The sequence below is a fragment of the Brevundimonas aurantiaca genome (genome assembly GCF_014199955.1).
GTDB classification, from domain to species: Bacteria; Pseudomonadota; Alphaproteobacteria; order Caulobacterales; family Caulobacteraceae; genus Brevundimonas; species Brevundimonas aurantiaca.
The window spans coordinates 109,507-131,662 of sequence record NZ_JACHOQ010000005.1; the positions used below are offsets into that span (position 1 = coordinate 109,507).

Consider the following 22,156-nt stretch of genomic DNA (forward strand, 5'->3'; position numbering starts at 1 on the left):
GGGCGCTGACTTACCCTCAGGCATGTCCGTTCTCGACGCCGGGCCGATGACTCCGGATAAGTTGAAAGCGGGATCCTCCAGCACTGCCTTCGGCGGTGGAGAGATCGACAATATTTCATTGTTTCCTCTTCCGGCTGCGCCGGGCTCAGCACCGGTCGCTGATTGGAGCTGGGTGTCGCTTTGGCAAGGTTATTTCAGCGATATAGGCGAGCTTCTCCCCTCGTCTCCGTCGGTGATCCCCGTATCCGACCCTCATTTCTATAACTATCAGCTCGAAACGTTCTTAGGTCAGCATGGACCTACAAATAGAACGATCACCGCGCCGATGTACGTCCGCATCGCAATGCGGGACGACTACTATCTTATTTCTTACTTCGGCTTCTTTGCATATAATGGGGGGCTGGGTCCGCAGACGTCTTACGCCTCACGGCCGCTGGGTTCGGGCTCCGGATTCGGCGCTCACATAGGGGACTGGATTCGTCTCACCGCCAAGGTGAAGATCAATCAGGACAAGGTGTCGTTGCTCTATGTCGATTATGAAGCCCATGGCGATCCCAACATTGTCACATCTTCGAATTTTTCAGACCTGACGCTTGACCAAGTGCCTCGTCTGAACGGCTATGCGGCTTGGCACAGCCATGAGCTTTACACGACCGCCGGCGTCCATATGAGGACGGAGACCGGCTTTACGGCGAACGATTATACAGACGATGTGGGGCCAGTCTGGGACACGGCGCCGAACCTCACCTTCATTTCCGATGATGGCCCAGCATGGGTTTTCTACAACGGCTTGTGGGGCGCCAACATCACCGTGTCCGGCTTCATTCAAAACTATCTCAAGAACGGGCCGCAGGGGCCGGCATTCCACTGGTATTGGACCTCCGAAACGAAAGACGGCCAGTCGCCGATCGTGCAGTGGAGGGACAATCAAGCTCCGCAACTGCCTCCCACCACCGGCGTGAACTGGAGTCTCTCGCCAGGGACTTACGTCTATCCACGCACGCCGATTACGGCCTCGTGGGCGGCTGTGCCACAAGCCACATCATATGTGCTCAACCTGTATAGGAACGACGCCTGCATTCTGACAACAACAGTGTCCGGCACGCAGTTCACCTATAATATAACCGGCCCCGATATGTACTTCAGTCTGACCTTGGAAGTCATCGCCATGGGCCTCAACACCCAGCCAGGCGTGCCGTGTCGGTCCAGCTCCTTCTATTGCGGCAACTCCACGGGTTAGTTTCCCGTGAAGGCTGAGCGAGTTGGCGATCGAATCGAGGAGGGTTGCGTTTCCGTTTGACGTGGAGCGCGTTAGGCTCTCGTGTATCGAATATCCGAGATCAAGACATGGCCGAGCAACCGAACGACGCCGACATCAACGCTCTGGACGTCACCGACGCGGAGGCGGCGGAGATCAACAGCATCGCCCATCCCCTGGTCGCGGACGCCGCGCCGGACGCCAATCACAATCTGGTTCGGATCGACGCCACCACCGACGGCGTCGTCTTCGTCACCCTCAACCGGCCGGAAAAGAAGAACGCCTTCGACGCCGCCACCATCGCCGCCCTGCATGAGGCGTTCGAGACCCTGCACGGCGCCGACCATGTGCGCGCGGTCTTCATTCGCGGGGCGGGCGGAACCTTCAGCGCCGGGGCCGATCTGAACTGGATGCGTGACGCGGCGGACTGGTCCGAGGCCGACAATCGCGACGACGCCCTGGGGCTGGCACGGATGCTGAAGGCCCTGCACGACGTCCCCGCCCTGACCTGCGCCGTCGTTGAGGGCGCGGCCATGGGCGGCGGGGCCGGAATCGTCGCCGCCTGCGACATGGCCGTGGCGGTCGAGGGCGCGCGTTTCGCCTTTTCCGAGGTCAAGCTGGGCCTGATCCCGGCCACCATCGCCCCCTATGTGATCGAGGCCGTCGGGGCCCGCCGCGCCCGCCAACTGTTTCTGACCGCCAACAGTTTCGACGCCGACTACGCCGCCCATGCGGGACTGATCGACCTGGTCCTGCCCCAGGGTTCGGTCGATGAGTTCATCACCATGTTGACCGACAGCCTGGGCGGCAATGCGCCCGGCGCCATGGGCGAGGCCAAGCGGCTGGTCAACGACATCGCCGGCCACAGGATCGATCACGGCCTGATGGACGATACGGCCAGACGGATCGCCCGGGCGCGGGTCTCGGCCGAGGGGCAGGAGGGGGTTCGCGCCTTTCTGGACAAGCGCAAGCCGAGCTGGACGGTCTGACCGCCATCGCCTTGATGCCGCCAGAAAAGCCGTGCGGTATAGCCCGGCTTGAAGCCTCCATTCCTTGGATGACGATGAAGACCCGACCGATCGTGCTCGTCGCCGCCCTGGCCCTTTCGGCCTGCGGCAATCCCACCTCGACCAAGGCGCAGGAGGGCGAGTTCGCCCAGCCCACGCGCACCGCCCCCAGCGATGCGGCGGGGATGAAGTCCAGCTTCGCCCCTGTGGTGCGCTCGGCCGCTCCGGCTGTGGTCAATATTTCGGCGCGCAGCGTGCAGCGGGTTCAGGTCGATCCCTTCTTCCAGTTTTTCGGCGGCGGCATCCCCCAGGCGCGGGTGGCCGAATCCGTGGGGTCGGGGGTCATCGTCCGGTCGGACGGGATCGTGGTGACCAACAACCACGTCATCGACGGCGCCCAGCAGATCAAGGTGGTGCTGAACGATCGGCGCGAGTTTCCCGCCACCGTCATCCTGGCTGACGAGCGCAGCGACATCGCCGTGCTGCGGCTGGAGAACGTCAGCGACCGCCTGCCGGTCCTGGCCATCGACGATCAGGAAGAACAGCAGGTCGGCGATCTGGTCCTGGCCATCGGCAATCCCTTCGGCGTGGGCCAGACCGTGACCAACGGCATCATCTCGGCCCTGAACCGGACCGAGACGGGCATTTCCGACTCAGGCTCCTTCATCCAGACCGATGCGGCCATCAACCCGGGCAATTCGGGCGGGGCGCTGGTGGACATGGACGGCGACCTGATCGGCATCAACACCGCCATCTTCTCGCGCTCGGGCTCGTCGGCCGGGGTCGGGTTCGCCGTGCCGGCCGCCATGGTCAAGCGGGTGGTCGACAGCGCCCTGGGCGGCGCCAAGACGGTGGTGCGGCCCTGGCTGGGGGTGAAGGGCGACACGGTCACCGGCGACATCGCCGGCAGCCTGGGCCTTTCCCGCCCGCAGGGGCTGGTGGTCACCGACGTCTATCCGAACAGCCCGGCCGCCCGCGCGGGGGTGCGTCAGGGCGACGTGATCACGGCGATCGACGGCCAGGAGATCAACGACCAGGGCGGGCTGAACTACCGCATCGGCTCCCGCGCGCCCAATGATCAGGTGCAGGTGGCCATCCTGCGCGACGGGCGGGTCCAGACGCTGACGGCGCGGGTGCAAACCCTGCCGGGCGAGGCTGATCCCGACAAGGGCCTCGTTATCCAGCAAGGGCCGTTGCAAGGGGCCATGGTGGCGCAACTCACGCCGGCCCTGGCGGATCGGCTTGGCGGCGATCCCTTCGCCACCGGAGTGGTCGTGCTCGGCGTCTCCGGTCGAGGCTATGCGGCCAGCGTCTTCCGCCAGAACGATTTGCTGATCGCGATCAACGGCCGTCAAATTTCCACAGCCGCTGACGCTCAGGCCGCCAGCGCTGGGCGCGGCCCTTGGGAGGTGGTCATCAATCGCGGCGGTCGGCAAATCCGAGGCGTTCTGCGCTAGGCCGCTCCGCCATTGGACAAAAAAAGGTGTCCGATGTGTCCGATCTGTCCGACAGGTTTTGTTTTCTAACGAGAAATGGCCGGACGCTGCTCGGACTGTCCGGCTGCCGCCGCGCTCTGCTCCTTCTGCGATGTCAAAGACCGGGCGTCATTATAGGGCCCTCGGGAGGGGCGCCGGGTAGTTCGACGGGCGAAGCCGCAAGCCGTTGAAACAAGGAGCGGGTTTTCGCGACATTGGACGAGAAACCCAGGGATGGCCGGCAGGCGGAGGGCTGGGGATCGAGCGCTGCGAGGGCTCTCGCTGACCGGACGGGGCGAGAGCCTGATCGTCTCAACCCTTCATCGGCCCGCCGATCGACCAGGTGTGGCCGAAGGGGTCGCGCAGGACGCCGTAGCGGTCGCCCCAGAACTGGTCCGCCATGTCGAGAACCGGTTCTGCACCCCCGACCGTCAGGGCGCGGGTCCACCAGGCGTCCGGATCTTCGACCTGAAGGTGCAGGGTCACGCCGGCGGGGCGGACGTCCTGGCTGCCCGTATATTCCGGGAACTCGTCGTTCAGCATCAGGCTGGCGCCGTTGATCCTCAGATGGGCGTGCATCAACCGTTCCCCGTCGTCCGCCAGCCGCCGATCCAGCACTTCCGCGCCGAAGGCGATGGTGTAGAAATCGACGGCGGCGGCGGCGCCCCGCGACGGAATGGTCAGGTGCGGGGTTAGGCCGCCAGTCGGACCTTGGTTCGGATGGGCGTCGGTCATGAGGGCTCTCTATGGCGCTGACCCATACTAACGGGTGAAAACCGCTTTAGGCACGACTACATAGGTCGCAATGAGCGATCTTTTCGAAGCCTCCGGCATCCTGCCCCCCGATGCGCCCCTGGCGGACCGGCTGCGACCGCGCACGTTGGAGGAGGTGGTGGGCCAGGATCATCTGTTGGGACCGGGCGGTCCCATCCGGCGGATGATCGAGGCGGGGCGGCTGGGCTCCATGATCCTGTGGGGGCCGCCCGGCACCGGCAAGACCACCATCGCCCGGCTGCTGGCCCAGGCTGCGGGCTATGAATACCAGTCGATCAGCGCCGTCTTTTCCGGGGTCGCCGATCTGAAGAAGGCGTTCGAGGCGGCGCGGATGCGGCGGGCGGCGGGGCAGAGCACCCTGTTGTTCGTCGACGAGATCCACCGCTTCAACCGCGCCCAGCAGGACGGATTCCTGCCCTTCGTCGAGGCGGGGATCGTGACCCTGGTGGGGGCCACGACCGAGAACCCCAGTTTCGAACTGAACGGGGCGCTGCTGTCGCGGTCCCAGGTCTATGTGCTGAAGCGGTTGGACGACGCGGCGCTGGATCAGTTGTTGGCGCGGGCCGAAGCCCATATGGAGCGCGCCCTGCCTCTGTCGCCCGAGGCGCGTCAGGCCATGCTGGCCCTGGCCGACGGCGACGGCCGCTATCTGCTGACCATGTCAGAGGTGTTGTTCGACCTGCCCAAGGGCGAGACCCTGGATGTGCAAGGGCTGGCGGGGGTGCTGCAACGCCGCGCGCCCGCTTACGACAAGTCGCGAGAAGAACACTACAACCTCATATCCGCCCTGCATAAATCGGTGCGGGGGTCGGACCCGGACGCGGCCCTCTACTGGCTGGCGCGAATGCTGAATGGGGGCGAAGATCCGCTGTATCTGGCGCGGCGCATCGTGCGGATGGCGGTCGAGGACATCGGCGAGGCGGACCCCCTGTCGATCCTGGTCGCCAACGCCGCCAAGGATGCGTATGATTTCCTGGGCAGCCCGGAGGGCGAACTGGCCCTGGCCCAGGCCGTGGTCCACCTGGCCACAGCGCCCAAGTCGGTGGGGGTGTACGAAGCCTTCAAGGCGGCGAAGAAGGCGGCCTATGAGACCGGCTCCCTGATGCCGCCCGCCCATATCCGCAACGCCCCGACGAAGCTGATGAAACAGCTCGGCTACGGCAAGGGCTACCAGTACGATCCGGACACGCCCGAAGGCTTTTCCGGCGCCGACTTCTTCCCCGACGAGATGGAGCGCCGCATCTTCTACAGACCCAAGGGCGAGGGGCATGAGGAGAAGGTCAAGGCGCGGCTGGAGCGCTGGGCCGAGATGCGGGCGCGAATGGCCAAAGAGGCGGCGGTGGACGGGGCGGGGGACTGACCTCTAGAAGCCCCCGATGACCGCCCGCACACCCGTCGCCCTGTCCGAGGATGAGATCGCCGCCGTCCGGTCGTGGGTGATCCACGAGGACGCCCACGTCATCGCCTTTTCCAAGCCGTCGGGCCTGTCCAGCCAGGGCGGGCGGATCAAGGCCCATACGCTGGACGATCTGCTGTGGGCCTTCGCACGGTCCAACGGCAAACGGCCGGAGCTGGTGCATCGGCTGGATCGGGACACCTCGGGCGTGATCCTGGCGGCCAAGACCAAGCCGGCGGCGGGGTTTCTGGGCAAGGCCCTGCAGATGCGGCGGTTCCGCAAAACCTATCTGGCCCTGCTGTCCGCCGCGCCGGAGCCAAGGTCTGGCAGTATCGACGCCCCGCTGCGGCGCGAGGAAATCGGGCGCGAATCCTATATGCGGGTCGTCGCCTTCGATGCGCCCGGCGCGCAAGGGGCGCAGAGCCGCTATCGGACCCTGGCCGCCAACGACCAGGGCGCTGTGGTCGAGCTGGAGCCGCTGACGGGGCGGATGCACCAGTTGCGGGTCCATATGGCCCATCTGGGCCGTCCGCTGATCGGGGACGTCCGCTATGGCGGGGCGTTGACGACAGAGGTCGGGCCGGCGCCGCGCCTGATGCTGCACGCCGCCAAGCTGAGTTTTCCTCATCCCGAAGGCGGGACCACCACGGTCGAGGCGCCGCCGCCCGCGGACTTTGCGGGTTTGCGCGCGGCGCTTGGCCTGTAGTCGGGGCCTCTAGACGGAACGCTCCGGCTCACGCAACGCTATCTCAGCCAAAGGAGACTCCGCCATGAAGCGCCTCGCCGTTCTCAGCCTCGCCGCCTCGACCTTGGCGCTTGCGGCCTGCGCCAGTCTGGCGCCCTACGGCGCCCAGCGGGGGCCGGGCGGTCAGGGCTATTCCGACCAGAGGATCGAATCGAACCGCTATCGGGTGACCTACAACGGCGTGGGCGCCCCCGGCGCCGTAGCCGACTTCGCCCTGTTGCGGGCCGCCGACCTGACGACCGAACAGGGCTATGACTGGTTCGAGGTGACCCAGAGCTGGACCGACGGCCGCCCCGGCGGCGCCGGCGGGGTGCGGCCCAGCGTCTCGATCGGCGGCGGCTCCAGCCGGTACGGCGGCTATTCCGCCTCGGGCGTCGGCGTCGGCCTGGGCGTGAATTTCAGCGGCCCCAGCCCGACCTCGACTTCTCTGGAGATCGTCATGGGCCGGGGGCGAAAGCCCGATCGTCCGAACGCCTATGACGCCCGCTCGGTCCAGGCCTCCATCCCACGCTGATCAGCGCCCCCTGGTCAGGGCGCGGTATTCGACAAGCCGTTCCTTGTCGCGCCGCACTTGGTCGCCGACCGTGTTGTCCACGTCCAGCGAGGCGTAGCGGACCCAGCCGTCAGCGCCCAGCTTGTCCTGAATGGCGTTTGCCGGGGTCTGCCAGCGGAAGTAGGACAGCCAGGACACGCCGAACGCCAGAACAACGGCGACCAGTTGAAGGACGCGGAACCCGACCTCGTTCGCCTGGGGCGCCGGGAAAAGGGCGAAGGCGATGAGCCAGATCAACAGAACCGCCGGGGTGGTGATCCGCCCGAACCAGCGCATCCAGTAGCGTTCGCGCCGCACACGCCACAGCTCCATCTGGATGAACTTCTCCAGATACTCCATCCGCGCCCCGATCCACATGACGAGACGCGTCAGATAGAGGGCGCGCTGGCCCCAGGCCTTGCCGTCCATCTGATAGGTGGTCTCGGCCTGGTCGGACAGGGCGCGGGCGTTGGTGAACAGGTTTTGCAGCTCCCGCGTCCGCTGCACGATCTCGCGCGACAGCTCATAGGAGTCGTTCTCCAGCCGGAACCGGTACTGGATGAACAGGATGGTCGAGACGCCGAAGAAAATCCCGCCCGTCACCAGCATGGCCAGCACCCCCAGACCCAGACCGGCCGGTTGGCCGCCCGCCCATTCGGCGAACAGGGTCGGCCCCATCTCGGCCAGGACGGCGAAGGCGATCAGGGCCAGGGCCTGGGTCAGCCGCTTGATTCCCACATGGACGCAAAGGGCGCGGAAGATGCGCCGCCCATAGGCGTGAACCCGGCCACGGATGTCGCGGTCCGCCGGAAACCGCTCCTCGATCTGGCGCGAGAACAGGACGTGGAAGCGGTCCGGCTTCTTCTCGTTCTCCCAGAAGGGGAAGATCTCCAGCGGCTGGTTGAAGTACAGGTCGATGTTGCCGGAGATGCGCGCGATCGCCGCGTCGTCCAGGGTGAAATAGTCGCTTTCCTGGATCGGGCGCAGAACCCCTTCGTCCGATATGGCGGGGGTGTCGCTGGGGGTCGGCGTCGGCGGGGCCGTGCGCGGGGCCTCCGCCGGGGCTTCGGCCAGATCGTGCGGCTGTTCGGCCGCCGGCGCTTCGGGTTCGACGACGGGCGGCGGCGGGGTCATCGTCGGCGCGATCGCCGGGCTCTGGCTGTCTTCCTGCGACATGAAACATCCCCGACCTGAACTAGGCTGTTTCGGATATCGCCGTTAACCACGTCCGAGGGCAAGTGAAGTTTCGGTCAGACGGGCGGCGAGGGCAGGGAGACTTCGCTTTCGGCGGCGGCGGCGTATATAGGCCCGGGTCATGACACGGTTTCTTCTTGTCGCCGCCGGCGGCGCCCTGGGGTCCATGGCGCGCTTCGGCCTGGGTCTCCTCGCCGCGCGGCTGGCGCCCAATACGGCCTGGCCGATGGGCACCTTCGCGGCCAATATCCTGGGCGGCCTGGCCATGGGCCTGCTGGTCGGCTGGCTGGCCTTCAAGGGCGGAGCGCATCAGGAGACGATCCGCCTGTTCGCCGCCGTCGGCGTGCTGGGCGGTTTCACCACCTTCTCCTCCTATTCGCTGGAGGCGGTGATGATGATTGAACGCCGAGATTACGCCCTGGCCGCCGCCTATGTGGTCGGTTCGGTGGTGCTGGCCGTCGTCGCTCTCTTTATCGGCCTGATGGTCGCCCGCCGCGCTTTCGGAGCCGCCCTTTGACCGACCAACCGCCCGCAGACGCGCCCAAGCGCGAAGTCCTGACCCTCTATGTGGCGGAAGACGAGGACGGCATCCGGCTGGACCGCTGGTTCCGCAGGCGTTGGCCCCACCTGTCCAACATCCAGGTCCAGAAGATGGCCCGCAGCGGCCAGATCCGCGTCGACGGCGCCCGGATCAAGCCCGAGGGCCGTCTGACCGCCGGCGCCGCCGTGCGCGTGCCGCCGATTCCCGACGACACCTCGCGCCAGGCCGGCGACCCCCACACCCTGACCGAACGCGACATCGCCTTCGCCAAGTCTCTGGTCCTCTATGAGGACGACATGGTCATCGCCCTGAACAAGCCGCACGGCCTGGCCGTCCAGGGCGGCACCAAGACCAGCCGTCACGTCGATCGTCTGCTCGGCGCCTGGGGCGAGGGGATGGAGCGGCCGCGGCTGGTCCACCGCCTGGACCGCGACACCTCCGGCGTCCTCCTGCTGGGCAAGGGGTCTGAGGCGGCCAAGCGTCTGGCCGGGGCCTTCGCCCGCCGTCAGGCCAAGAAGACCTATTGGGCCATCGTCATCGGCAATCCCAAACCCTATTCGGGCCAGATCGACATGCCGCTGAAGAAGACGGGCATCAACGACTTCGAGATGATGCGCCCGGCCGACCGCAAAGATCCCAAGGCGGAGCCGGCCGAGACGGCCTTCAGCACCATCTCCCGCGCCTCCGATCGCGCCGCCTGGATGGCCCTGCGCCCCTTCACCGGCCGCACCCACCAGCTGCGCGCCCATATGGCGGGCATAGGCCACCCGATCCTGGGCGATCCCAAATACGGCGACGACAAGTCCCGCGAACTGTCCGGTCCGCTGAAGCTGCAACTCCACGCCCGCAGCATCGAACTGGACCACCCGCGCGGCGGCCTGCTGAAGGTCACCGCGCCGCTCAGTCCCGAAATGAAGGCCGGCTTCGCCCACTTCGGCTTCTCCGAGGACGAGGCGGAAGACGATCCCTTCCTGGGCGTGAAGCGAATTCGATGAGCCATATTCCCCCGCTCGACCCCATTGTCGCCGCCCGCAAGGGCTTTCGCGAAGTTCAGGAGACGGTGCGCCGCTTCTGGAGCGATGTGACCGTCGGGAGCCATTCCGACGGCGGCTGGGCCGTGCTGCTGGACGGGCGCACGCCCAAGACCCCCGCCAAGGCGCCCCTGGTGCTGCCGACCGAGGCCGCCGCCCGACTCGTGGCCGACGAGTGGGCCGCACAGGGCGAGATCGTCGAACCATCGACCATGCCCGCCACCCGTCTGGCCTCGACCGCCATCGACCGGATCGGCCAGGCGCGCGAGGCGGTGGCGGACGAGATCGCCGCCTACGCCGGATCGGACGTGGTCTGCTATCTGGCTGAACACCCGACGCCCCTGGTCGAACGCCAGCAGCACGCGTGGGGACCGTGGCGCGATTGGGCGGCGCGCGAGATGGGGGTGGTCCTGGCGCCCGTCTCCGGCATCGTCCACCAGCCCCAGTCGCCCGAGGCCGTCGCCCGGGTGAAGGCCCACGCCCTGTCGCTGGACGACTTCCGCCTGACCGGCCTGGCGACCGCCGTGCCCCTGTTCGGTTCGGCGGTCCTGGCCCTGGCGCTGGAGCAGGGCGCTCTGGAGGGCGGCGCCGCCTTCGACCTGTCGCGGATCGACGAGCTGTTTCAGGAGGAGCAGTGGGGCGTGGACGCCGAAGCCGCCGAACGCACGGCCGCCCGCCGCGCCGAGGCTGAACTGTTGGAGCGTTGGTTCTCGGCGCTGATCTGACTTTCCAATGCGGAAAGTTTTAAGTTGACGATGTGGAAAGTCACTGTCATTTTCCAGTTTGGAAAGTGAAGAGAGGTCGCCATGTCCGATGAACCTGAGAACTACGAGGCGCAGCTGGCGCAGATTCGAGCGTCGAAGCACTTCGTGCGCGACCGGGTCGCCGCAGGGTCCTGGCGCTACGACATCGTCTATTCCTCCATCGCGGCCGTGATCGTGGCGGGGCAGGCTGCGCCGGCGCCCTTCAACGTGCTGGCCTCCGGTGGCGGCGCCCTGGCGTTTGGCCTCCTGTGGCGGGGCTGGGCGGACAAGACCGGCGTCAGCGTGACCGGTCTCTCGCCGAAACGGGCGCGTTGGGTGGCCATGGCGCTCGGCGCTCTCTTCGCCGTGCTGATGCTGGCCGCCTTCTATGTGGGCCGATGGGGGGAGCCGCTCTGGGCCTTGCCGCTCGGGGTGATCGCCTTCGTCGCCGCGCTCGGCTGCTCGCGCCTGTGGCTGCGCGTCTACCGAGCCGAAACGGAGGCGGGGGAGTGAGCGCGCCCGTCTTCGACGCCCTGATACACGCGCCGGGCCGCCTGCAGATCTGCGCCATGCTGTCCGCCGCCGACGAGGTGGAGTTCGGCGTGGTGCGTGACGGCGTCGGCGTGTCGGACTCGGTCATGTCCAAACACGTCAAACAGCTTGAGGAAGCCGGCTATGTGAAGCTGCGCAAGGCGGCCTTCGCCGGGCGCCAGCGCACCTGGCTGGTGCTGACGCCGACGGGACGCAAGGCCTTCGCCGGCCATGTGGCGGAGTTGACCCGTCTGGCGGGGCTGGCCGGGGTGTCAGTTCCCGGCTGACTGTCGGATCAGGGCGTCGCGCTCGTCCGGGGTCAGGTGACGCCATCCGCCCTCGGGCAGGTCGCCCAGCAGCAGCGGCCCCACGCGGATGCGGTACAGGTCCGTGACCTCCAGCCCGACCAGTTCGCACATCCGGCGGATCTGGCGGTATTTGCCCTCGGTCAGGATGAAGCGCAGCCGCTGGGGTTCGATCTGGGTGACGCGGGCGGGCTTCAGCGGCTTGCCGTTCAGCTCCAGCCCGTGGCGCAGCTTGCCCAGCTTGGCCTCGGTGATCTGGCCGTCGACGACCACCAGATATTCCTTGTCCAGTTCGGACTGGGGCCCGATGACCGCCTTGGCCACCACCCCGTCCGACGACAGCAGCAAGAGGCCGCGCGAATCCTCGTCCAGCCGGCCGATGGGGGGCAGGGAGGCGTCGCGCGCCGGGACCTCGCCCTCGCCGACGCGGTTGGGGGCCTTCAACAGGCGCACGGCCGGTATCTTGCCGGGATCGGGCTGGCCCGAGACATAGCCGACCGGCTTGTGCAGCAGTATGGTCATGCCCGCCGCCAGGGCCGACTGGGCCGTGTCGTTCAGGGTCAGGGTCTGGCCCGGCTCGATCTTGCGGCCGGCGTCGCGCACCACCTCGCCGTCGATGGTCACCAGTCCGTCTGCGATCAGGGTCTCGGCCTCGCGCCGCGAACAGACGCCGGTCTGGCCCAGCCACTTGTTCACGCGAACGGGTTCGTCGCCGTCATAGGTGCGGGAAAAGGCCATCGCAGTCCGTCGTCAGGGAAGCCGCTGTGTAAGGTGCGACTGCCGAGCGAGCAAGTCTGATCCCTTAGAGCCTGATCCGTTGAGGAGGAACCGCTACGCGGTTCCGCTGAAACGGTGAATCAGGCTCCAGATCAAAGCGAGAGCATGATTGACGCTTCTGCCGGAACCGCGAAGCGGTTCCGTCCGAAACGATCATGCTCTAGGCAGGATTACGATTCATCCGTTCCCGGTCGGAAAAGGTTGATCTTGTCCGCTTTTCGACTATATCAGCCGTCATTCCACAAGCGATCCAGAATGCGGGGCGACGAATGTCGGGCCCGACCATTTTTGCTTTTCTGGACGTTTATCTAGACGGGCGGCGCGATTTCGCCGCCAGAGCTATGACAATATTGAAATCGAATAGGAGATCTCTTGTACGCTGAACGCAAATCGTCCGCCGGTCCTCGTCGCTCAGGCTATAATCGCCCCGTTCCCACCCGCCTGCGCATGGGGCTGGTGATGCGCCGGGATATGGACTTCGGCGAAATGGGCGATGTCGAGGGCGTGCTGCGGGCGGAAGGCGTGGGTCTGGCCCCGATTTCGACCGGCGACGCCAGCCTGATCACGGGGGGCGTCACGGTCCTGGCCACCGCGACGGCGGCCGATATCGCCGAGGGGCGCTTGAAGGGACTGATCGTGCCGGGCGGCGCGCGGGACGCTACGGACCTGGCGGCCGTGCAGGCGCTTGTCGATCTGGCTCGGGCCAATCGACTGCCCGTGATCGCCTTTGCAGACGGGGTGGAACTGGCGGCCGAACGTTTCGGACACGCCGCCGAGGCCGCCGGCGCCGTTTTCAAGGAAGATCAGGTGAAGCTCGTGAACGCCCGGCCGGACTTGGCCGCCGTTGTCGCCGGCCTGTGATCAGGCGCGTCTGAACAGCAGCATCAGATTGTTCGCCGGCATCTGGACCCGGCGCGTCGCGACCAACCCCTGCGACCGGGCCAGATCGTCCACGGCTTCGCGATCTCTCAAGCCCCAGTCCGGGTTTCGCGCCTTCAGGCTCTCGTCGAAGGCGGCGTTGGATGGGGACAGAGGGACGTCGGCCTCGCGGTAGGGGCCGTACAGAGCCAAAAGGCCGCCCGGTCGGCGCAGCAACCGTCCAGCCAGAACCATCAGCCCCTCGGTCGCCGACCAGGGGCTGATGTGCGTCATGTTCGCACAATAGACCGCATCCTGCGCCGTATCGGGCCATGTCGTCGGGTCGGCGGCGTCCAGCAAAAAGGCCGGCCGAAGGTTTGGCGGCCCGTCCCGCCGCCAGGCTTCGATACTGTCGCGCGCCTCCGAGCTCGGATCACTGGGCGTCCAGGTCAGGCCGGGAAGGGCGCAGGCGAAGATCAGGGCGTGCTCGCCCGAACCGGCGGCGACCTCCAGCACGCGGCCTTCCTTGGGCATGTGGGCCTTCAGCACGCCGAGAATCGGCTCTGCGTTGCGTCGCGCCGCCGGTGAGGACATCGCGCCGGGCGCAAGGGCGTCGCCGCCTACGGCGGCGAGGGAATCCATCGTCTGCATCTCGATCCCGTGGTCGCGTATCGGCTCTGTCGGCGCGTGTTTTTCGCCTTTGGCGGGCGCCGCCTTGAACCAAATCTTAATCCATCGTTTATGCTGATCGTCGGAATTAAGCGATTGGTAACCCTATGCGACGTGCGCTTCGCACCGGTCTGTTCATCGGCACGCTTCTGGGCATGAGCGCCTGCGCCGGCGCCTATGACGCCGGTCACGCTCCGACCTCCGGCGCCTATGGGGCGATAGAGGTCGGCCGGTCAGGCTGAACCTCAAGGAAAGCGTGGCGTCGCGCGCCAATCTGTCATAGCATAAGCGCGCGGACGCCGAATGTCGCGCCGCGTCGGTCTCCAAAAACCCCTAGATGTTACTCATCGCTATTGCCGTCGTTCTGCTCCTTGTGGTGCTCAACGGCCTGTTCGCCATGACCGAGTTGGCCGTGGTCTCCTCGCGGAAATCCCGCCTTCAAAGCCGAGCGGAAAAGGGAGATCGCGGGGCGCGCAAGGCGCTGAAACTGTCGGAGGAGCCGACGCAGTTCCTGTCGGCGGTCCAGGTGGGCATCACCCTGATCGGCATTCTGGCGGGCGCCTATGGTCAGGCCACCATCGCCGCCGAACTGGACCATATTCTGGAGGTCAGCTTCCCGGCCCTGTCGGCCTATACGGAGATCTTCTCCACGGCTCTCGTCGTGGTCTGCATCACCTATGTCTCGCTGATCGTCGGCGAACTGGTGCCCAAGCGGCTGGCCCTGATCTTTCCTGAAACCATTGCGGCGAAGATGGCCGGGCCGATCTCGACCCTGGCCGTCGCCCTGAAACCCTTTGTTCTGCTGCTGACGGCCTCGACCTCGGGCATTCTGAAGATTCTGGGCGTCAAGGATCGCGACGGTTCGGACGTCACCCAGGAAGAGGTGGCGACGATCCTGGCCGAAGGCACTTCCGCGGGTCTGATCGAGCCCGAAGAACAGGTGATGATCGAGGAAATCCTGCGCCTGGGCGACCGGCCCGTGCGGGTGGCCATGACGCCGCGCCATGAAGTCTTCTGGATCGCCCTGGACGATCCCGAGCCGGTGCTGCGCGAAGAGATCCGCACCTGCCCCTATTCCCGCATCGTGGTGGCGCGCGAGAGCGACGTCGATAATCCCCTGGGGGTGGTGCACAAGAAGGATCTGCTGGACGCCCTGCTGACGGACGGCGAGTTCGACGTCGAACCCCTGGTGGCCGAGCCGGCCTTCATTCCGCAATCGACCTCGGTCCTGAAGGCCCTGGAGATCCTGAAGGGCTCCAAGGTCCATATGGCCTTCATCGTCGATGAGTTCGGCGCCTTCGAAGGCGTCGTCACCGCCACCGACATTCTGGAAATGATCGCGGGCGACTTCAACGAGGGCCACGATGAAGACGACGCCTGGATTCATCAGCGCCCCGACGGCAGCTGGCTGGTGGACGGACAGACCGATCTCGACGATCTCGCCGACACCCTGGGCGAGGACTTCGGCGAGCACGAGGGTTTCCACACCGTCGCGGGCCTGATTCTGCATCAGATTTCGCGCGTCCCGGACGAGGGCGAGATTTTGCAGGTCGGCCGATTCGAGGTCGAGGTGGTCGATATGGACGACCGCCGCATCGACAAGCTGATCTTCAAGGAACTGGTGAAGGCCGAGGCCGAGCGGGAAGCCATCGCCGCCCATCTGGAAGACTGAAGCGGAACTGCGACATCGCCCTTGAAATGACCGGCGGCGTGGGGCATACGCCCCCCTCTGGCGAACGCGCGGGCCGGACGGTTCGCGCGATTGTCTAGGAGTTTAGCTCAGCTGGTAGAGCACCGGTCTCCAAAACCGGGGGTCGTGGGTTCGAGTCCCCCAACTCCTGCCAATCCCCCCTGTCGCTTCCGGATGGGACTACCCATCTGGGGCGACAGGAACAATTGTGTGAAGAGCAACTGATGGCCAAGGCCAAATCACCCGGCAAGCGGCCCCAGGCCGGCTCCAAGCCCCAGGCCGTCGCGGCCGGCGCCACCGTCGTCGTCGATCCGATCGAGCCCAAGAAGCCCCGCACCAGCCCGGCGCAGTTCTTCAGCCAGGTTCGCGCCGAGGGCCGCAAGATCGTGTGGCCGACCCGCAAGGAGACCTGGATCACCTCGGTGATGGTCTTCATCATGGTGGTGATCGCCTCGATCTTCTTCTGGGTCGTGGACACCGGCCTTGGTTTCGCCTTCCGCTACATCATCGCTCTCGGATCCTGAGAAAGACGCGCCCATGACCGATGCAGCGCCCGCAAAGCCCGCCAACCCGCGCCACAAGTGGTATATCGTCAACGCCTACTCGAACTTCGAGAAGAAGGTGGCGGAGCAACTGCGCGAGCAGGCCAAGCAACAGGGGCTGGAAGACGCCTTCTCCGAAATCCTAGTGCCGACCGAGGACGTCGTCGAGATCCGTCGCGGCCGCAAGGTGAACTCGGAACGCAAGTTCTTCCCCGGCTATGTGCTGGTGAAGATGGAAATGACCGACCAGGCCTATCACCTGGTCAAGAACACGCCGAAGGTCACCGGCTTCCTGGGCGCCGCCGGCGGCACCAAACCCCTGCCGGTCTCGGAACGTGAGGTTCAGAACATCATCGGCCAGGTGGAAGAGGGCGTCGAACGTCCCAAGCCCACCATCCGCTTCGACATCGGCGAGAAGGTCAAGGTCATCGACGGCCCGTTCGCCAGCTTCGACGGCTCGGTCGAGAGCGTCGACGAAGAACAGGCCCGCCTTCGCGTCGCCGTCTCCATCTTCGGCCGCGCCACGCCGGTCGAGCTGGAATACGGCCAGGTGGAGAAGGTCGCGGGCTGAAGCCGCGCCCCTGCCGAGATTTGAAGCCGCGTCCGACTGGGCGCGGCTTTTTTCGTTGTGGCGTGTGGATCGTTTCCCGCCGTCATCCTCGGGCTTGATCCGAGGATCGGATCGTCAGTCGCCTCGCATTGCGCCTCGGACGACGCACAGCCCGATCCGCGTCCGGACTTCGGGTGAAGCCCGAGGATGACGAAGCGGGGGATGGGAGCGCCAGTCGCGTTTGCCTTTCCAGTCCCGCTCTGTTACACGCGCGCCTTCGCTCGGCGGGCCTCGGCTCGTGGAGCGTCAAATCCGTGGGAGGCCGCCATGCCGCACCACGGCTCACCGGCTCGTCGTTCGTTCGTCGGGTCATTCATAGGAGAGACCAATGGCCAAGAAGATTCTCGGCTATATCAAGCTGCAAGTGCCGGCCGGTTCGGCCACGCCTTCGCCCCCGATCGGCCCGGCTCTGGGTCAGCGCGGCGTGAACATCATGGGCTTCTGCAAGGAGTTCAATGCGCGCACCGAGAAGGAAGCCAAGGGCACCCCGCTTCCGACCGTCATCACCGTCTATCAGGACAAGTCGTTCACCTTCGTCACCAAGACGCCGCCGGCGACCTGGTACCTGAAACAGGCCACCGGCCTGAAGTCGGGCTCCAAGCTGGTCGGTCGTGAAGTGGCCGGCAAGATCACCGTGGCCCAGCTGCGCGAGATCGCCGAGAAGAAGATGAAGGATCTGAACGCCAACGACCTGGACGCGGCGACCAAGATCATCGAAGGCTCCGCCCGCGCGATGGGCCTCGAAGTGGTGGAGGGCTAAGCACATGGCCAAGCAAACCAAGGCCCAGAAGGCCCGCACCGGCGTCACCCAAGACCTGCTGCCTTTCTCCGACGCCATCAAGCTGGCCAAGGAAAACGCCAAGGCCAAGTTCGACGAGTCCCTGGAAATCGCCGTCAACCTGGGCGTCGATCCGCGTCACGCCGACCAGCAGGTCCGCGGTGTGGTCAACCTGCCGTCCGGCACCGGCCGTGACGTCCGCGTCGCCGTCTTCGCCAAGGACGCCAAGGCCGCTGAAGCCGTCGCGGCCGGCGCCGAGCACGTCGGCGCCGAAGACCTGTACGAGAAGATCGCCGGCGGCTTCATGGAGTTCGACCGCGTGATCGCCTCGCCGGACATGATGGCCCTGGTCGGCCGTCTGGGTAAGGTGCTGGGCCCGCGCGGCCTGATGCCGAACCCCAAGGTCGGCACCGTGACCCCGAACGTCGCCCAGGCCGTCAAGGACGCCAAGGGCGGCGCGGTCGAGTTCCGCGTCGAGAAGGCGGGCATCGTCCACGCCGGCGTCGGCAAAGTCTCCTTCACCCAGGAAGCTCTGGAGGCCAACGTAAAGGCCATCGTGGACGCCCTGGTCCGCGCCAAGCCGTCGGGCGCCAAGGGCACCTATGTGAAGCGCATCAGCCTGTCGTCGACGATGGGCCCGGGCTTCAAGGTCGATCCGGCCTCGCTGGGCGCCTAGAGCCTGATCCGTTGATGAGGAACCGCTTCGCGGTTCCGCTGAAACGGTGAATCAGGCTCCAGATTGAAGCGAGAGCATGATTCACGCTTCTGTCGGAACCGCGAAGCGGTTCCGTCCGAAACGATCATGCTCTAAGCCGTCTGCGTCGAAAGACGATCGGTACGAAGAGCGGCGGGGAGCGATCCCCGCCGCTTTTTTCTTGTCTCGAACCGGACGGCCCGGCAGGGTGGGCGTCTAACCGGGGGTTTAGGATGAGACACGTTTTCGGCGGGCTGATGTTGGCCCTGACACTGTTCTGCGCGCCGGCCGCCCTGGCCGAGACGCGCGATGACGGCGCGGCGCGGCTGGCGCTCGCAAACAAGTTCGTCTCCTTGATGCAAGGAGAGGAACTGGGCGCCGCCCTGGGTCAGATGACGTCGATGATGATGCCCGCCGAGCTCGAAGGCATGTCCGAAGATGAGGCCGCCAAGTTCCGTGCGGTCATGGGGGAGGTGACGGCGCGCATGATGCCGCGCATGTTCGAGGCCATGGCGCCGATCTACGCAGACATCTTCACTCTGGAAGAACTCCAGGCCCTGGTCGACTTCTATCAGAGCGACGTCGGCCGCTCCATGGTGACCAAGAGCTATCAAGCCGCGCCGCGTTTGGCGGAGGCGGTCCAGGCGATCATGCCGGAAATCATGGCCGAGATGGGCAATGTGCTCTGCGACGAGTTCGAATGCACAGCCGAACAGCGCCGTGAATTGAAGGCGGCGATGTCTCAAGCCGTGGGGCGGTGATTTTCAGGCGACGATCACGGGGACTGTTTCACCTGTGACCTGGAAGACGGCGGCGGATCAAGACCCGCCGCCCAGCCCTCAATAGGCCGCGGTGAAACGCGATCGCGAGTGGTTGTGCTGCTCCAACTCATCCACCATGGCGATGGCGTAGTCGGCGAAGCTGATGCGGCTCTGTCCCTTGGCGTCGACGATCAACTGATCGGTTCCCGTGCGGAAGACGCCCAGGCGCGGTCCTTCCTCGATGAAGGCCGCAGGGGAGAAGAAGGTCCAGTCGATTTCGGTCTCGCCCCGCAGATCCTCCAGGAAGGCGACGCCGGGCAGGGCGTAGGGTTTGAATTCTTCCGGAAAATCGGGAGTGTCGATCAGGCGAAGACCCGGCGCGACCTCCAGGCTGCCCGCGCCGCCGGTGACCAGAAGGCGAGGCACGCCCGCAGTCTTCAGCGCCTGAAGCAGGGTCTCGGCCTTGATGTCGTGGTGCAGGGCGCTGATCACGGCGTCGCATCCCTTGATGAGGTTCGCCAAGGCCGCAGCGTCCGAGGCGTCGCCCCCAAGCGCCGTCACGCCGGGCGCTACGGGAATGGCTTCCGGCTTGCGGGCGATCGCCACGACTGAATGGCCGCGAGAGGCCAGCTCCTTGGTGATTTCCGATCCGGCGCGACCGCTGGCGCCCAAGACTGCGATCTTCATGAAAGTCTCCATAGGTTTCCAATGGAGACCAGGTGCGTTATGGAAATCGGCTATGCAAGACGGCACCTTTCTCTCACCTGGTCACCCACTGGAAACCCGACTGCGCGGCGACGTCTTTTGCGCCGCCTGTCCGACGCGCCAGCTCCTGGATCGGATCGCCGACAAATGGAGCACCCTGATCCTGATCGTCCTGGGCGACGGGCCGATGCGTTTCAATGCGCTGAGGCATAGGATCGACGGCGTGTCCCAAAAGATGTTGAGCCAGACCCTGAAGGCCCTGGAGCGCGACGGGCTGGTCTCCCGATCAGTCGCGCCGACCGTGCCGGTCTCCGTAACCTACGCCATGACGCCCCTGGGCCGATCGCTTCTGGCGGCTCTGCAGTCGATGATAGACTGGGCGGAGACCCATATGGACGAGGTGGAGGCGGCCCAGGCCGCCTATGACGGGCGCGACCGTCCCTGAGTTCCGCGGACCTGGTCGAACTCTTTTCGTCATCGCTTCGAACGGCGCCGCTCCGGCGGCGTTGTAGGCAGGCGAAACAAGGGAAGCGAATGTTCGGTTTGGGAAGAGCGGCGCACGGCGCGTCGGCGAATGAGGGCGGACGCGATCCCTGGAGGGGAAGGCTGGCCTTCGGCGCCGTGATGCTGGTGGGCGTCTATTTCGCCGGCCAGCTGATTGTCACGCTACACACCCTATGGTTGTTGATTTTCGGTGCAATTCTGGCCGCGGTCGTTCTGAGGGCCCTAGCCGACCCCATCGTCCGGTGGTTCAAGCTGCCCGATCCGGCTGCGGTTCTGCTGTCCCTGTTGATCGTCATTTCGATCCTGGCGGGGGTTCTGACCCTCTTTGGCGCCCAGATCGCCGAACAGATCGCGGCCCTTGTGGCGGTGCTGCCTCAGGGCTGGGATCGGGTGCAGTCCTGGATCCAGGCCCAGCCCTACGCCGCCCAACTGCTGGACCAGCTGAAGAGTCTGGGCGGACAGACGGGGCAGGCGCTGCAAGTGGCGCAGAAGTTCGCAATGGGCTTCGCCTCCGGGGCCACCACCTTGGTTCTGGTGATGGTGGCCGGGGTTTTCCTGGCCATCGAGCCCGCCAAATCCCGCGAGGGTCTTCTGTCCCTGGCTCCCAAGACTCACCGGCCTCGCTTGCGCGAGGTGCTGAACAGCTGCGGCCGCGCCTTGAAGGGCTGGTTGAAGGCGCAGCTGTTCTCCATGGTGCTGGTCGGGGTCTTGACGGGTACGGGACTGGCGCTGATCGGCGTGCCCTCGGCGGTGGGTCTGGGGCTGCTGACGGGCGTGGCGCAGTTCGTGCCGATCGTCGGCCCCATCGTCTCCACCATCCCGGCGGTCCTGGTGGGCGCGACCCAGGGCTGGGAGACCGCCTTGATGACCCTGGGGCTTTACGTCGCCGTTTCCCAGCTGGAGAGCAACTTCATCACCCCCATGGTGCAGAAGAACGTCGCCAATCTGCCGGTGGTCCTGGGCATCTTCGCCGTCGTGGGCATAGGAACGCTTTTCGGGCCGCTGGGGGTCCTGTTCGCAACGCCCCTGGCCCTCGTTCTGCACACCGTCATCACCATGATTTACCGACAGGACATTCTGGGCGACGAGGAGGCGACGGCGCCTGGCCAAACCTGATTCCTTATCGGGCTTACCAGTGTCTTGACGCCGCTTGCTGGATGACGTTTGGGAAGATGTGGTCGATCGACCGTCTTGGTACGGATGGTCGGGCGAGCCGGGGACGAGGCAAGGGGTCTCGGCCGGTCTTTCGGCCTTCTGCGGTGGAAGGGATCTGACGTATGGCCAGCGGAGCCAAGCGCACGGCGCGCTCGGAAATGCGTCAGGTGGCGGCCCTGCCCTGGCGGGTGGAGGAGGGCGAGCGCCGAATCCTCATGATCACGTCGCGCCAGACCGGACGCTGGGTCATACCCAAGGGCGGCCGTATGGCCGGCAAGACCGACGCCCAGGCGGCGGTGCAGGAGGCTCTGGAGGAGGCGGGCGTCAAGGGGGCGGTCGAAGACGCGCCCATCGGCGTCTTTCGCTACGCCAAGACCCTGAAGGACGGGGGGCAGCGCAAATGCGTGGTCTCCGTCTATCCGCTGCAGGTGCTGATCCAGCTCGGAGCCTGGCCTGAGGACCATCAGCGCCAGCGGCGATGGATGACGCCGCAAGCCGCGGCGGCGGCGGTCAACGAACCGGATCTGGCCGCCTTGATCCTCGAATTCGCCGCAACCCTGCCGACGGACGAACAGCCGGCTTGATTTCGCCGGGCCGCGCCTGTATGAGCGCGCTTTCCCGTCACAGGTTCACGCCTTTGACGGTCCTGTCCGAGAACTTCGGGGCGTGGGGGTCACCCAGGCCGTAACTGTCAGAGAGCCCTCTGGCGCCGTGGGGAGATGGGGACGCGACCTTGCCGATGTCAGCCCGCATTCCGGGACGGACGCCGTCAGACGCATCCTTCGGACAATAAGACCGGCCTGAACGCTTCGCAGCGATGCGCGGCGCCTCGGCCAATCCGCCGTCGGGAATAAGCCCGGCGGCGAATACCAAGACTGGAG

27 protein-coding genes and 1 tRNA gene are annotated in these 22,156 nt (G+C 65.9%); 23 read left to right on the forward strand and 5 right to left on the reverse strand.

Annotated features, from left to right (window positions below):
- Nucleotides 1-22: 22 nt before the first annotated feature.
- The 3 genes from GGQ93_RS11560 to GGQ93_RS11570 all read left to right on the forward strand — a co-directional run bounded on the left by GGQ93_RS11560 (nt 23) and on the right by GGQ93_RS11570 (nt 3,722).
- Entirely contained in the window at nt 23-1,240 is a 1,218-nt protein-coding gene (locus GGQ93_RS11560; RefSeq protein WP_152950545.1) for a hypothetical protein, read from the forward strand.
- A gap of 107 nt (nt 1,241-1,347) precedes the next feature.
- The gene (locus GGQ93_RS11565) at nt 1,348-2,247 is read left to right on the forward strand and encodes an enoyl-CoA hydratase-related protein (RefSeq protein WP_183217135.1); all 900 of its coding nucleotides are present in this window, start codon (nt 1,348-1,350) and stop codon (nt 2,245-2,247) included.
- A gap of 74 nt (nt 2,248-2,321) precedes the next feature.
- Nucleotides 2,322-3,722 (forward strand): Do family serine endopeptidase, encoded by a 1,401-nt coding sequence (locus GGQ93_RS11570; protein ID WP_082382801.1) that lies wholly within the window; start codon nt 2,322-2,324, stop codon nt 3,720-3,722.
- A gap of 330 nt (nt 3,723-4,052) precedes the next feature.
- On the opposite strand, the gene GGQ93_RS11575 is transcribed toward GGQ93_RS11570, so the two are convergent.
- Nucleotides 4,053-4,475, reverse strand: coding sequence for a VOC family protein (locus GGQ93_RS11575; protein ID WP_182714519.1), 423 nt, complete (start codon nt 4,473-4,475; stop codon nt 4,053-4,055).
- Between the two features lie 70 nt (nt 4,476-4,545).
- On the opposite strand from GGQ93_RS11575, the gene GGQ93_RS11580 reads away from it, so the two are divergent.
- The 3 genes from GGQ93_RS11580 (at nt 4,546) to GGQ93_RS11590 (ending at nt 7,169) form a co-directional block, all read left to right on the forward strand.
- Nucleotides 4,546-5,874 (forward strand): replication-associated recombination protein A, encoded by a 1,329-nt coding sequence (locus tag GGQ93_RS11580; RefSeq protein ID WP_183217137.1) that lies wholly within the window; start codon nt 4,546-4,548, stop codon nt 5,872-5,874.
- Nucleotides 5,875-5,890: 16 nt separating this feature from the next.
- Nucleotides 5,891-6,616, forward strand: coding sequence for an RluA family pseudouridine synthase (locus tag GGQ93_RS11585; RefSeq protein ID WP_183217138.1), 726 nt, complete (start codon nt 5,891-5,893; stop codon nt 6,614-6,616).
- 64 nt (nt 6,617-6,680) lie between these two features.
- Nucleotides 6,681-7,169 (forward strand): CC0125/CC1285 family lipoprotein, encoded by a 489-nt coding sequence (locus GGQ93_RS11590; RefSeq protein ID WP_183217140.1) that lies wholly within the window; start codon nt 6,681-6,683, stop codon nt 7,167-7,169.
- Here the strand turns inward: GGQ93_RS11590 and GGQ93_RS11595 are convergent, their stop codons facing one another.
- Nucleotides 7,170-8,363: a hypothetical protein gene (locus tag GGQ93_RS11595; protein WP_183217142.1), complete on the reverse strand. Its 1,194-nt coding sequence runs from the start codon at nt 8,361-8,363 to the stop codon at nt 7,170-7,172. It lies immediately after the preceding gene.
- A 139-nt stretch (nt 8,364-8,502) separates the two neighbouring features.
- Between GGQ93_RS11595 and crcB the strand changes: the two genes are divergently transcribed.
- From crcB to GGQ93_RS11620, 5 genes are all read left to right on the forward strand, one after another.
- A complete protein-coding gene (gene crcB / locus GGQ93_RS11600; RefSeq protein ID WP_183217144.1) occupies nt 8,503-8,898 on the forward strand; it encodes a fluoride efflux transporter CrcB in 396 nt (131 codons plus the stop codon).
- Nucleotides 8,895-9,917, forward strand: coding sequence for an RluA family pseudouridine synthase (locus tag GGQ93_RS11605; RefSeq protein WP_183217146.1), 1,023 nt, complete (start codon nt 8,895-8,897; stop codon nt 9,915-9,917). Before crcB ends, GGQ93_RS11605 begins: the two co-directional genes overlap by 4 nt.
- A complete protein-coding gene (locus GGQ93_RS11610) occupies nt 9,914-10,678 on the forward strand; it encodes an ATP12 family chaperone protein (protein WP_183217148.1) in 765 nt (254 codons plus the stop codon). Before GGQ93_RS11605 ends, GGQ93_RS11610 begins: the two co-directional genes overlap by 4 nt.
- 81 nt (nt 10,679-10,759) lie before the next feature.
- Nucleotides 10,760-11,209: a hypothetical protein gene (locus GGQ93_RS11615; RefSeq protein ID WP_183217150.1), complete on the forward strand. Its 450-nt coding sequence runs from the start codon at nt 10,760-10,762 to the stop codon at nt 11,207-11,209.
- A complete protein-coding gene (locus GGQ93_RS11620) occupies nt 11,206-11,514 on the forward strand; it encodes a transcriptional regulator (protein WP_054766000.1) in 309 nt (102 codons plus the stop codon). The genes GGQ93_RS11615 and GGQ93_RS11620 overlap by 4 nt, the downstream gene beginning before the upstream one ends.
- On the opposite strand, the gene GGQ93_RS11625 is transcribed toward GGQ93_RS11620, so the two are convergent.
- A complete protein-coding gene (locus tag GGQ93_RS11625) occupies nt 11,500-12,270 on the reverse strand; it encodes a pseudouridine synthase (protein WP_183217154.1) in 771 nt (256 codons plus the stop codon). The two genes, GGQ93_RS11620 and GGQ93_RS11625, sit on opposite strands and share 15 nt — an antisense overlap.
- A gap of 411 nt (nt 12,271-12,681) precedes the next feature.
- Here GGQ93_RS11625 and GGQ93_RS11630 point away from each other — a divergent pair, with 411 nt between their 5' ends.
- Complete coding sequence (locus GGQ93_RS11630; RefSeq protein ID WP_224764317.1) at nt 12,682-13,170, forward strand: hypothetical protein; 489 nt, start codon at nt 12,682-12,684, stop codon at nt 13,168-13,170.
- Here GGQ93_RS11630 and GGQ93_RS11635 read toward each other — a convergent pair whose 3' ends face one another.
- Nucleotides 13,171-13,809: a DUF938 domain-containing protein gene (locus GGQ93_RS11635; RefSeq protein ID WP_224764318.1), complete on the reverse strand. Its 639-nt coding sequence runs from the start codon at nt 13,807-13,809 to the stop codon at nt 13,171-13,173. It lies immediately after the preceding gene.
- A 134-nt stretch (nt 13,810-13,943) separates the two neighbouring features.
- On the opposite strand from GGQ93_RS11635, the gene GGQ93_RS16305 reads away from it, so the two are divergent.
- From GGQ93_RS16305 to GGQ93_RS11670, 8 genes are all read left to right on the forward strand, one after another.
- Complete coding sequence (locus GGQ93_RS16305) at nt 13,944-14,078, forward strand: hypothetical protein (protein WP_260171207.1); 135 nt, start codon at nt 13,944-13,946, stop codon at nt 14,076-14,078.
- Nucleotides 14,079-14,173: 95 nt separating this feature from the next.
- Complete coding sequence (locus tag GGQ93_RS11640) at nt 14,174-15,508, forward strand: hemolysin family protein (protein ID WP_183217158.1); 1,335 nt, start codon at nt 14,174-14,176, stop codon at nt 15,506-15,508.
- 96 nt (nt 15,509-15,604) lie between these two features.
- Nucleotides 15,605-15,680: transfer RNA gene (locus GGQ93_RS11645), tRNA-Trp, on the forward strand.
- A gap of 70 nt (nt 15,681-15,750) precedes the next feature.
- The gene (secE, locus tag GGQ93_RS11650; RefSeq protein WP_182714526.1) at nt 15,751-16,050 is read left to right on the forward strand and encodes a preprotein translocase subunit SecE; all 300 of its coding nucleotides are present in this window, start codon (nt 15,751-15,753) and stop codon (nt 16,048-16,050) included.
- 13 nt (nt 16,051-16,063) lie between these two features.
- Complete coding sequence (gene nusG, locus GGQ93_RS11655) at nt 16,064-16,639, forward strand: transcription termination/antitermination protein NusG (protein WP_054765997.1); 576 nt, start codon at nt 16,064-16,066, stop codon at nt 16,637-16,639.
- A 367-nt stretch (nt 16,640-17,006) separates the two neighbouring features.
- Nucleotides 17,007-17,438, forward strand: coding sequence for a 50S ribosomal protein L11 (gene rplK / locus GGQ93_RS11660; RefSeq protein WP_054765996.1), 432 nt, complete (start codon nt 17,007-17,009; stop codon nt 17,436-17,438).
- Nucleotides 17,439-17,442: 4 nt separating this feature from the next.
- The gene (rplA, locus tag GGQ93_RS11665) at nt 17,443-18,132 is read left to right on the forward strand and encodes a 50S ribosomal protein L1 (protein ID WP_054765995.1); all 690 of its coding nucleotides are present in this window, start codon (nt 17,443-17,445) and stop codon (nt 18,130-18,132) included.
- Nucleotides 18,133-18,383: 251 nt separating this feature from the next.
- Complete coding sequence (locus GGQ93_RS11670) at nt 18,384-18,911, forward strand: DUF2059 domain-containing protein (RefSeq protein ID WP_183217161.1); 528 nt, start codon at nt 18,384-18,386, stop codon at nt 18,909-18,911.
- A gap of 78 nt (nt 18,912-18,989) precedes the next feature.
- On the opposite strand, the gene GGQ93_RS11675 is transcribed toward GGQ93_RS11670, so the two are convergent.
- Nucleotides 18,990-19,598 carry an NAD(P)-dependent oxidoreductase gene (locus tag GGQ93_RS11675; RefSeq protein ID WP_183217163.1) on the reverse strand — a complete coding sequence of 203 codons (609 nt, stop codon included), beginning with the start codon at nt 19,596-19,598 and terminating at the stop codon, nt 18,990-18,992.
- 52 nt (nt 19,599-19,650) lie between these two features.
- On the opposite strand from GGQ93_RS11675, the gene GGQ93_RS11680 reads away from it, so the two are divergent.
- From GGQ93_RS11680 to GGQ93_RS11690, 3 genes are all read left to right on the forward strand, one after another.
- Nucleotides 19,651-20,061 (forward strand): winged helix-turn-helix transcriptional regulator, encoded by a 411-nt coding sequence (locus tag GGQ93_RS11680; RefSeq protein ID WP_183217165.1) that lies wholly within the window; start codon nt 19,651-19,653, stop codon nt 20,059-20,061.
- Nucleotides 20,062-20,150: 89 nt separating this feature from the next.
- Entirely contained in the window at nt 20,151-21,236 is a 1,086-nt protein-coding gene (locus GGQ93_RS11685) for an AI-2E family transporter (protein WP_183217167.1), read from the forward strand.
- A gap of 161 nt (nt 21,237-21,397) precedes the next feature.
- Nucleotides 21,398-21,859, forward strand: coding sequence for an NUDIX hydrolase (locus GGQ93_RS11690; protein WP_054765991.1), 462 nt, complete (start codon nt 21,398-21,400; stop codon nt 21,857-21,859).
- Nucleotides 21,860-22,156: the final 297 nt, after the last annotated feature.

Coding starts and splice junctions, on each gene's coding strand:
- GGQ93_RS11560 (WP_152950545.1), top strand. CDS start 23: ATGTCCGTTCTCGACGCCGGGCCGATGACTCCGGATAAGTTGAAAGCG.
- GGQ93_RS11565 (WP_183217135.1), top strand. CDS start 1,348: ATGGCCGAGCAACCGAACGACGCCGACATCAACGCTCTGGACGTCACC.
- GGQ93_RS11570 (WP_082382801.1), top strand. CDS start 2,322: ATGAAGACCCGACCGATCGTGCTCGTCGCCGCCCTGGCCCTTTCGGCC.
- GGQ93_RS11575 (WP_182714519.1), bottom strand. CDS start 4,475: ATGACCGACGCCCATCCGAACCAAGGTCCGACTGGCGGCCTAACCCCG.
- GGQ93_RS11580 (WP_183217137.1), top strand. CDS start 4,546: ATGAGCGATCTTTTCGAAGCCTCCGGCATCCTGCCCCCCGATGCGCCC.
- GGQ93_RS11585 (WP_183217138.1), top strand. CDS start 5,891: ATGACCGCCCGCACACCCGTCGCCCTGTCCGAGGATGAGATCGCCGCC.
- GGQ93_RS11590 (WP_183217140.1), top strand. CDS start 6,681: ATGAAGCGCCTCGCCGTTCTCAGCCTCGCCGCCTCGACCTTGGCGCTT.
- GGQ93_RS11595 (WP_183217142.1), bottom strand. CDS start 8,363: ATGTCGCAGGAAGACAGCCAGAGCCCGGCGATCGCGCCGACGATGACC.
- crcB (WP_183217144.1), top strand. CDS start 8,503: ATGACACGGTTTCTTCTTGTCGCCGCCGGCGGCGCCCTGGGGTCCATG.
- GGQ93_RS11610 (WP_183217148.1), top strand. CDS start 9,914: ATGAGCCATATTCCCCCGCTCGACCCCATTGTCGCCGCCCGCAAGGGC.
- GGQ93_RS11615 (WP_183217150.1), top strand. CDS start 10,760: ATGTCCGATGAACCTGAGAACTACGAGGCGCAGCTGGCGCAGATTCGA.
- GGQ93_RS11625 (WP_183217154.1), bottom strand. CDS start 12,270: ATGGCCTTTTCCCGCACCTATGACGGCGACGAACCCGTTCGCGTGAAC.
- GGQ93_RS11635 (WP_224764318.1), bottom strand. CDS start 13,809: ATGGATTCCCTCGCCGCCGTAGGCGGCGACGCCCTTGCGCCCGGCGCG.
- GGQ93_RS16305 (WP_260171207.1), top strand. CDS start 13,944: ATGCGACGTGCGCTTCGCACCGGTCTGTTCATCGGCACGCTTCTGGGC.
- GGQ93_RS11640 (WP_183217158.1), top strand. CDS start 14,174: ATGTTACTCATCGCTATTGCCGTCGTTCTGCTCCTTGTGGTGCTCAAC.
- secE (WP_182714526.1), top strand. CDS start 15,751: ATGGCCAAGGCCAAATCACCCGGCAAGCGGCCCCAGGCCGGCTCCAAG.
- nusG (WP_054765997.1), top strand. CDS start 16,064: ATGACCGATGCAGCGCCCGCAAAGCCCGCCAACCCGCGCCACAAGTGG.
- rplK (WP_054765996.1), top strand. CDS start 17,007: ATGGCCAAGAAGATTCTCGGCTATATCAAGCTGCAAGTGCCGGCCGGT.
- rplA (WP_054765995.1), top strand. CDS start 17,443: ATGGCCAAGCAAACCAAGGCCCAGAAGGCCCGCACCGGCGTCACCCAA.
- GGQ93_RS11670 (WP_183217161.1), top strand. CDS start 18,384: ATGAGACACGTTTTCGGCGGGCTGATGTTGGCCCTGACACTGTTCTGC.
- GGQ93_RS11675 (WP_183217163.1), bottom strand. CDS start 19,598: ATGAAGATCGCAGTCTTGGGCGCCAGCGGTCGCGCCGGATCGGAAATC.
- GGQ93_RS11680 (WP_183217165.1), top strand. CDS start 19,651: ATGCAAGACGGCACCTTTCTCTCACCTGGTCACCCACTGGAAACCCGA.
- GGQ93_RS11685 (WP_183217167.1), top strand. CDS start 20,151: ATGTTCGGTTTGGGAAGAGCGGCGCACGGCGCGTCGGCGAATGAGGGC.
- GGQ93_RS11690 (WP_054765991.1), top strand. CDS start 21,398: ATGGCCAGCGGAGCCAAGCGCACGGCGCGCTCGGAAATGCGTCAGGTG.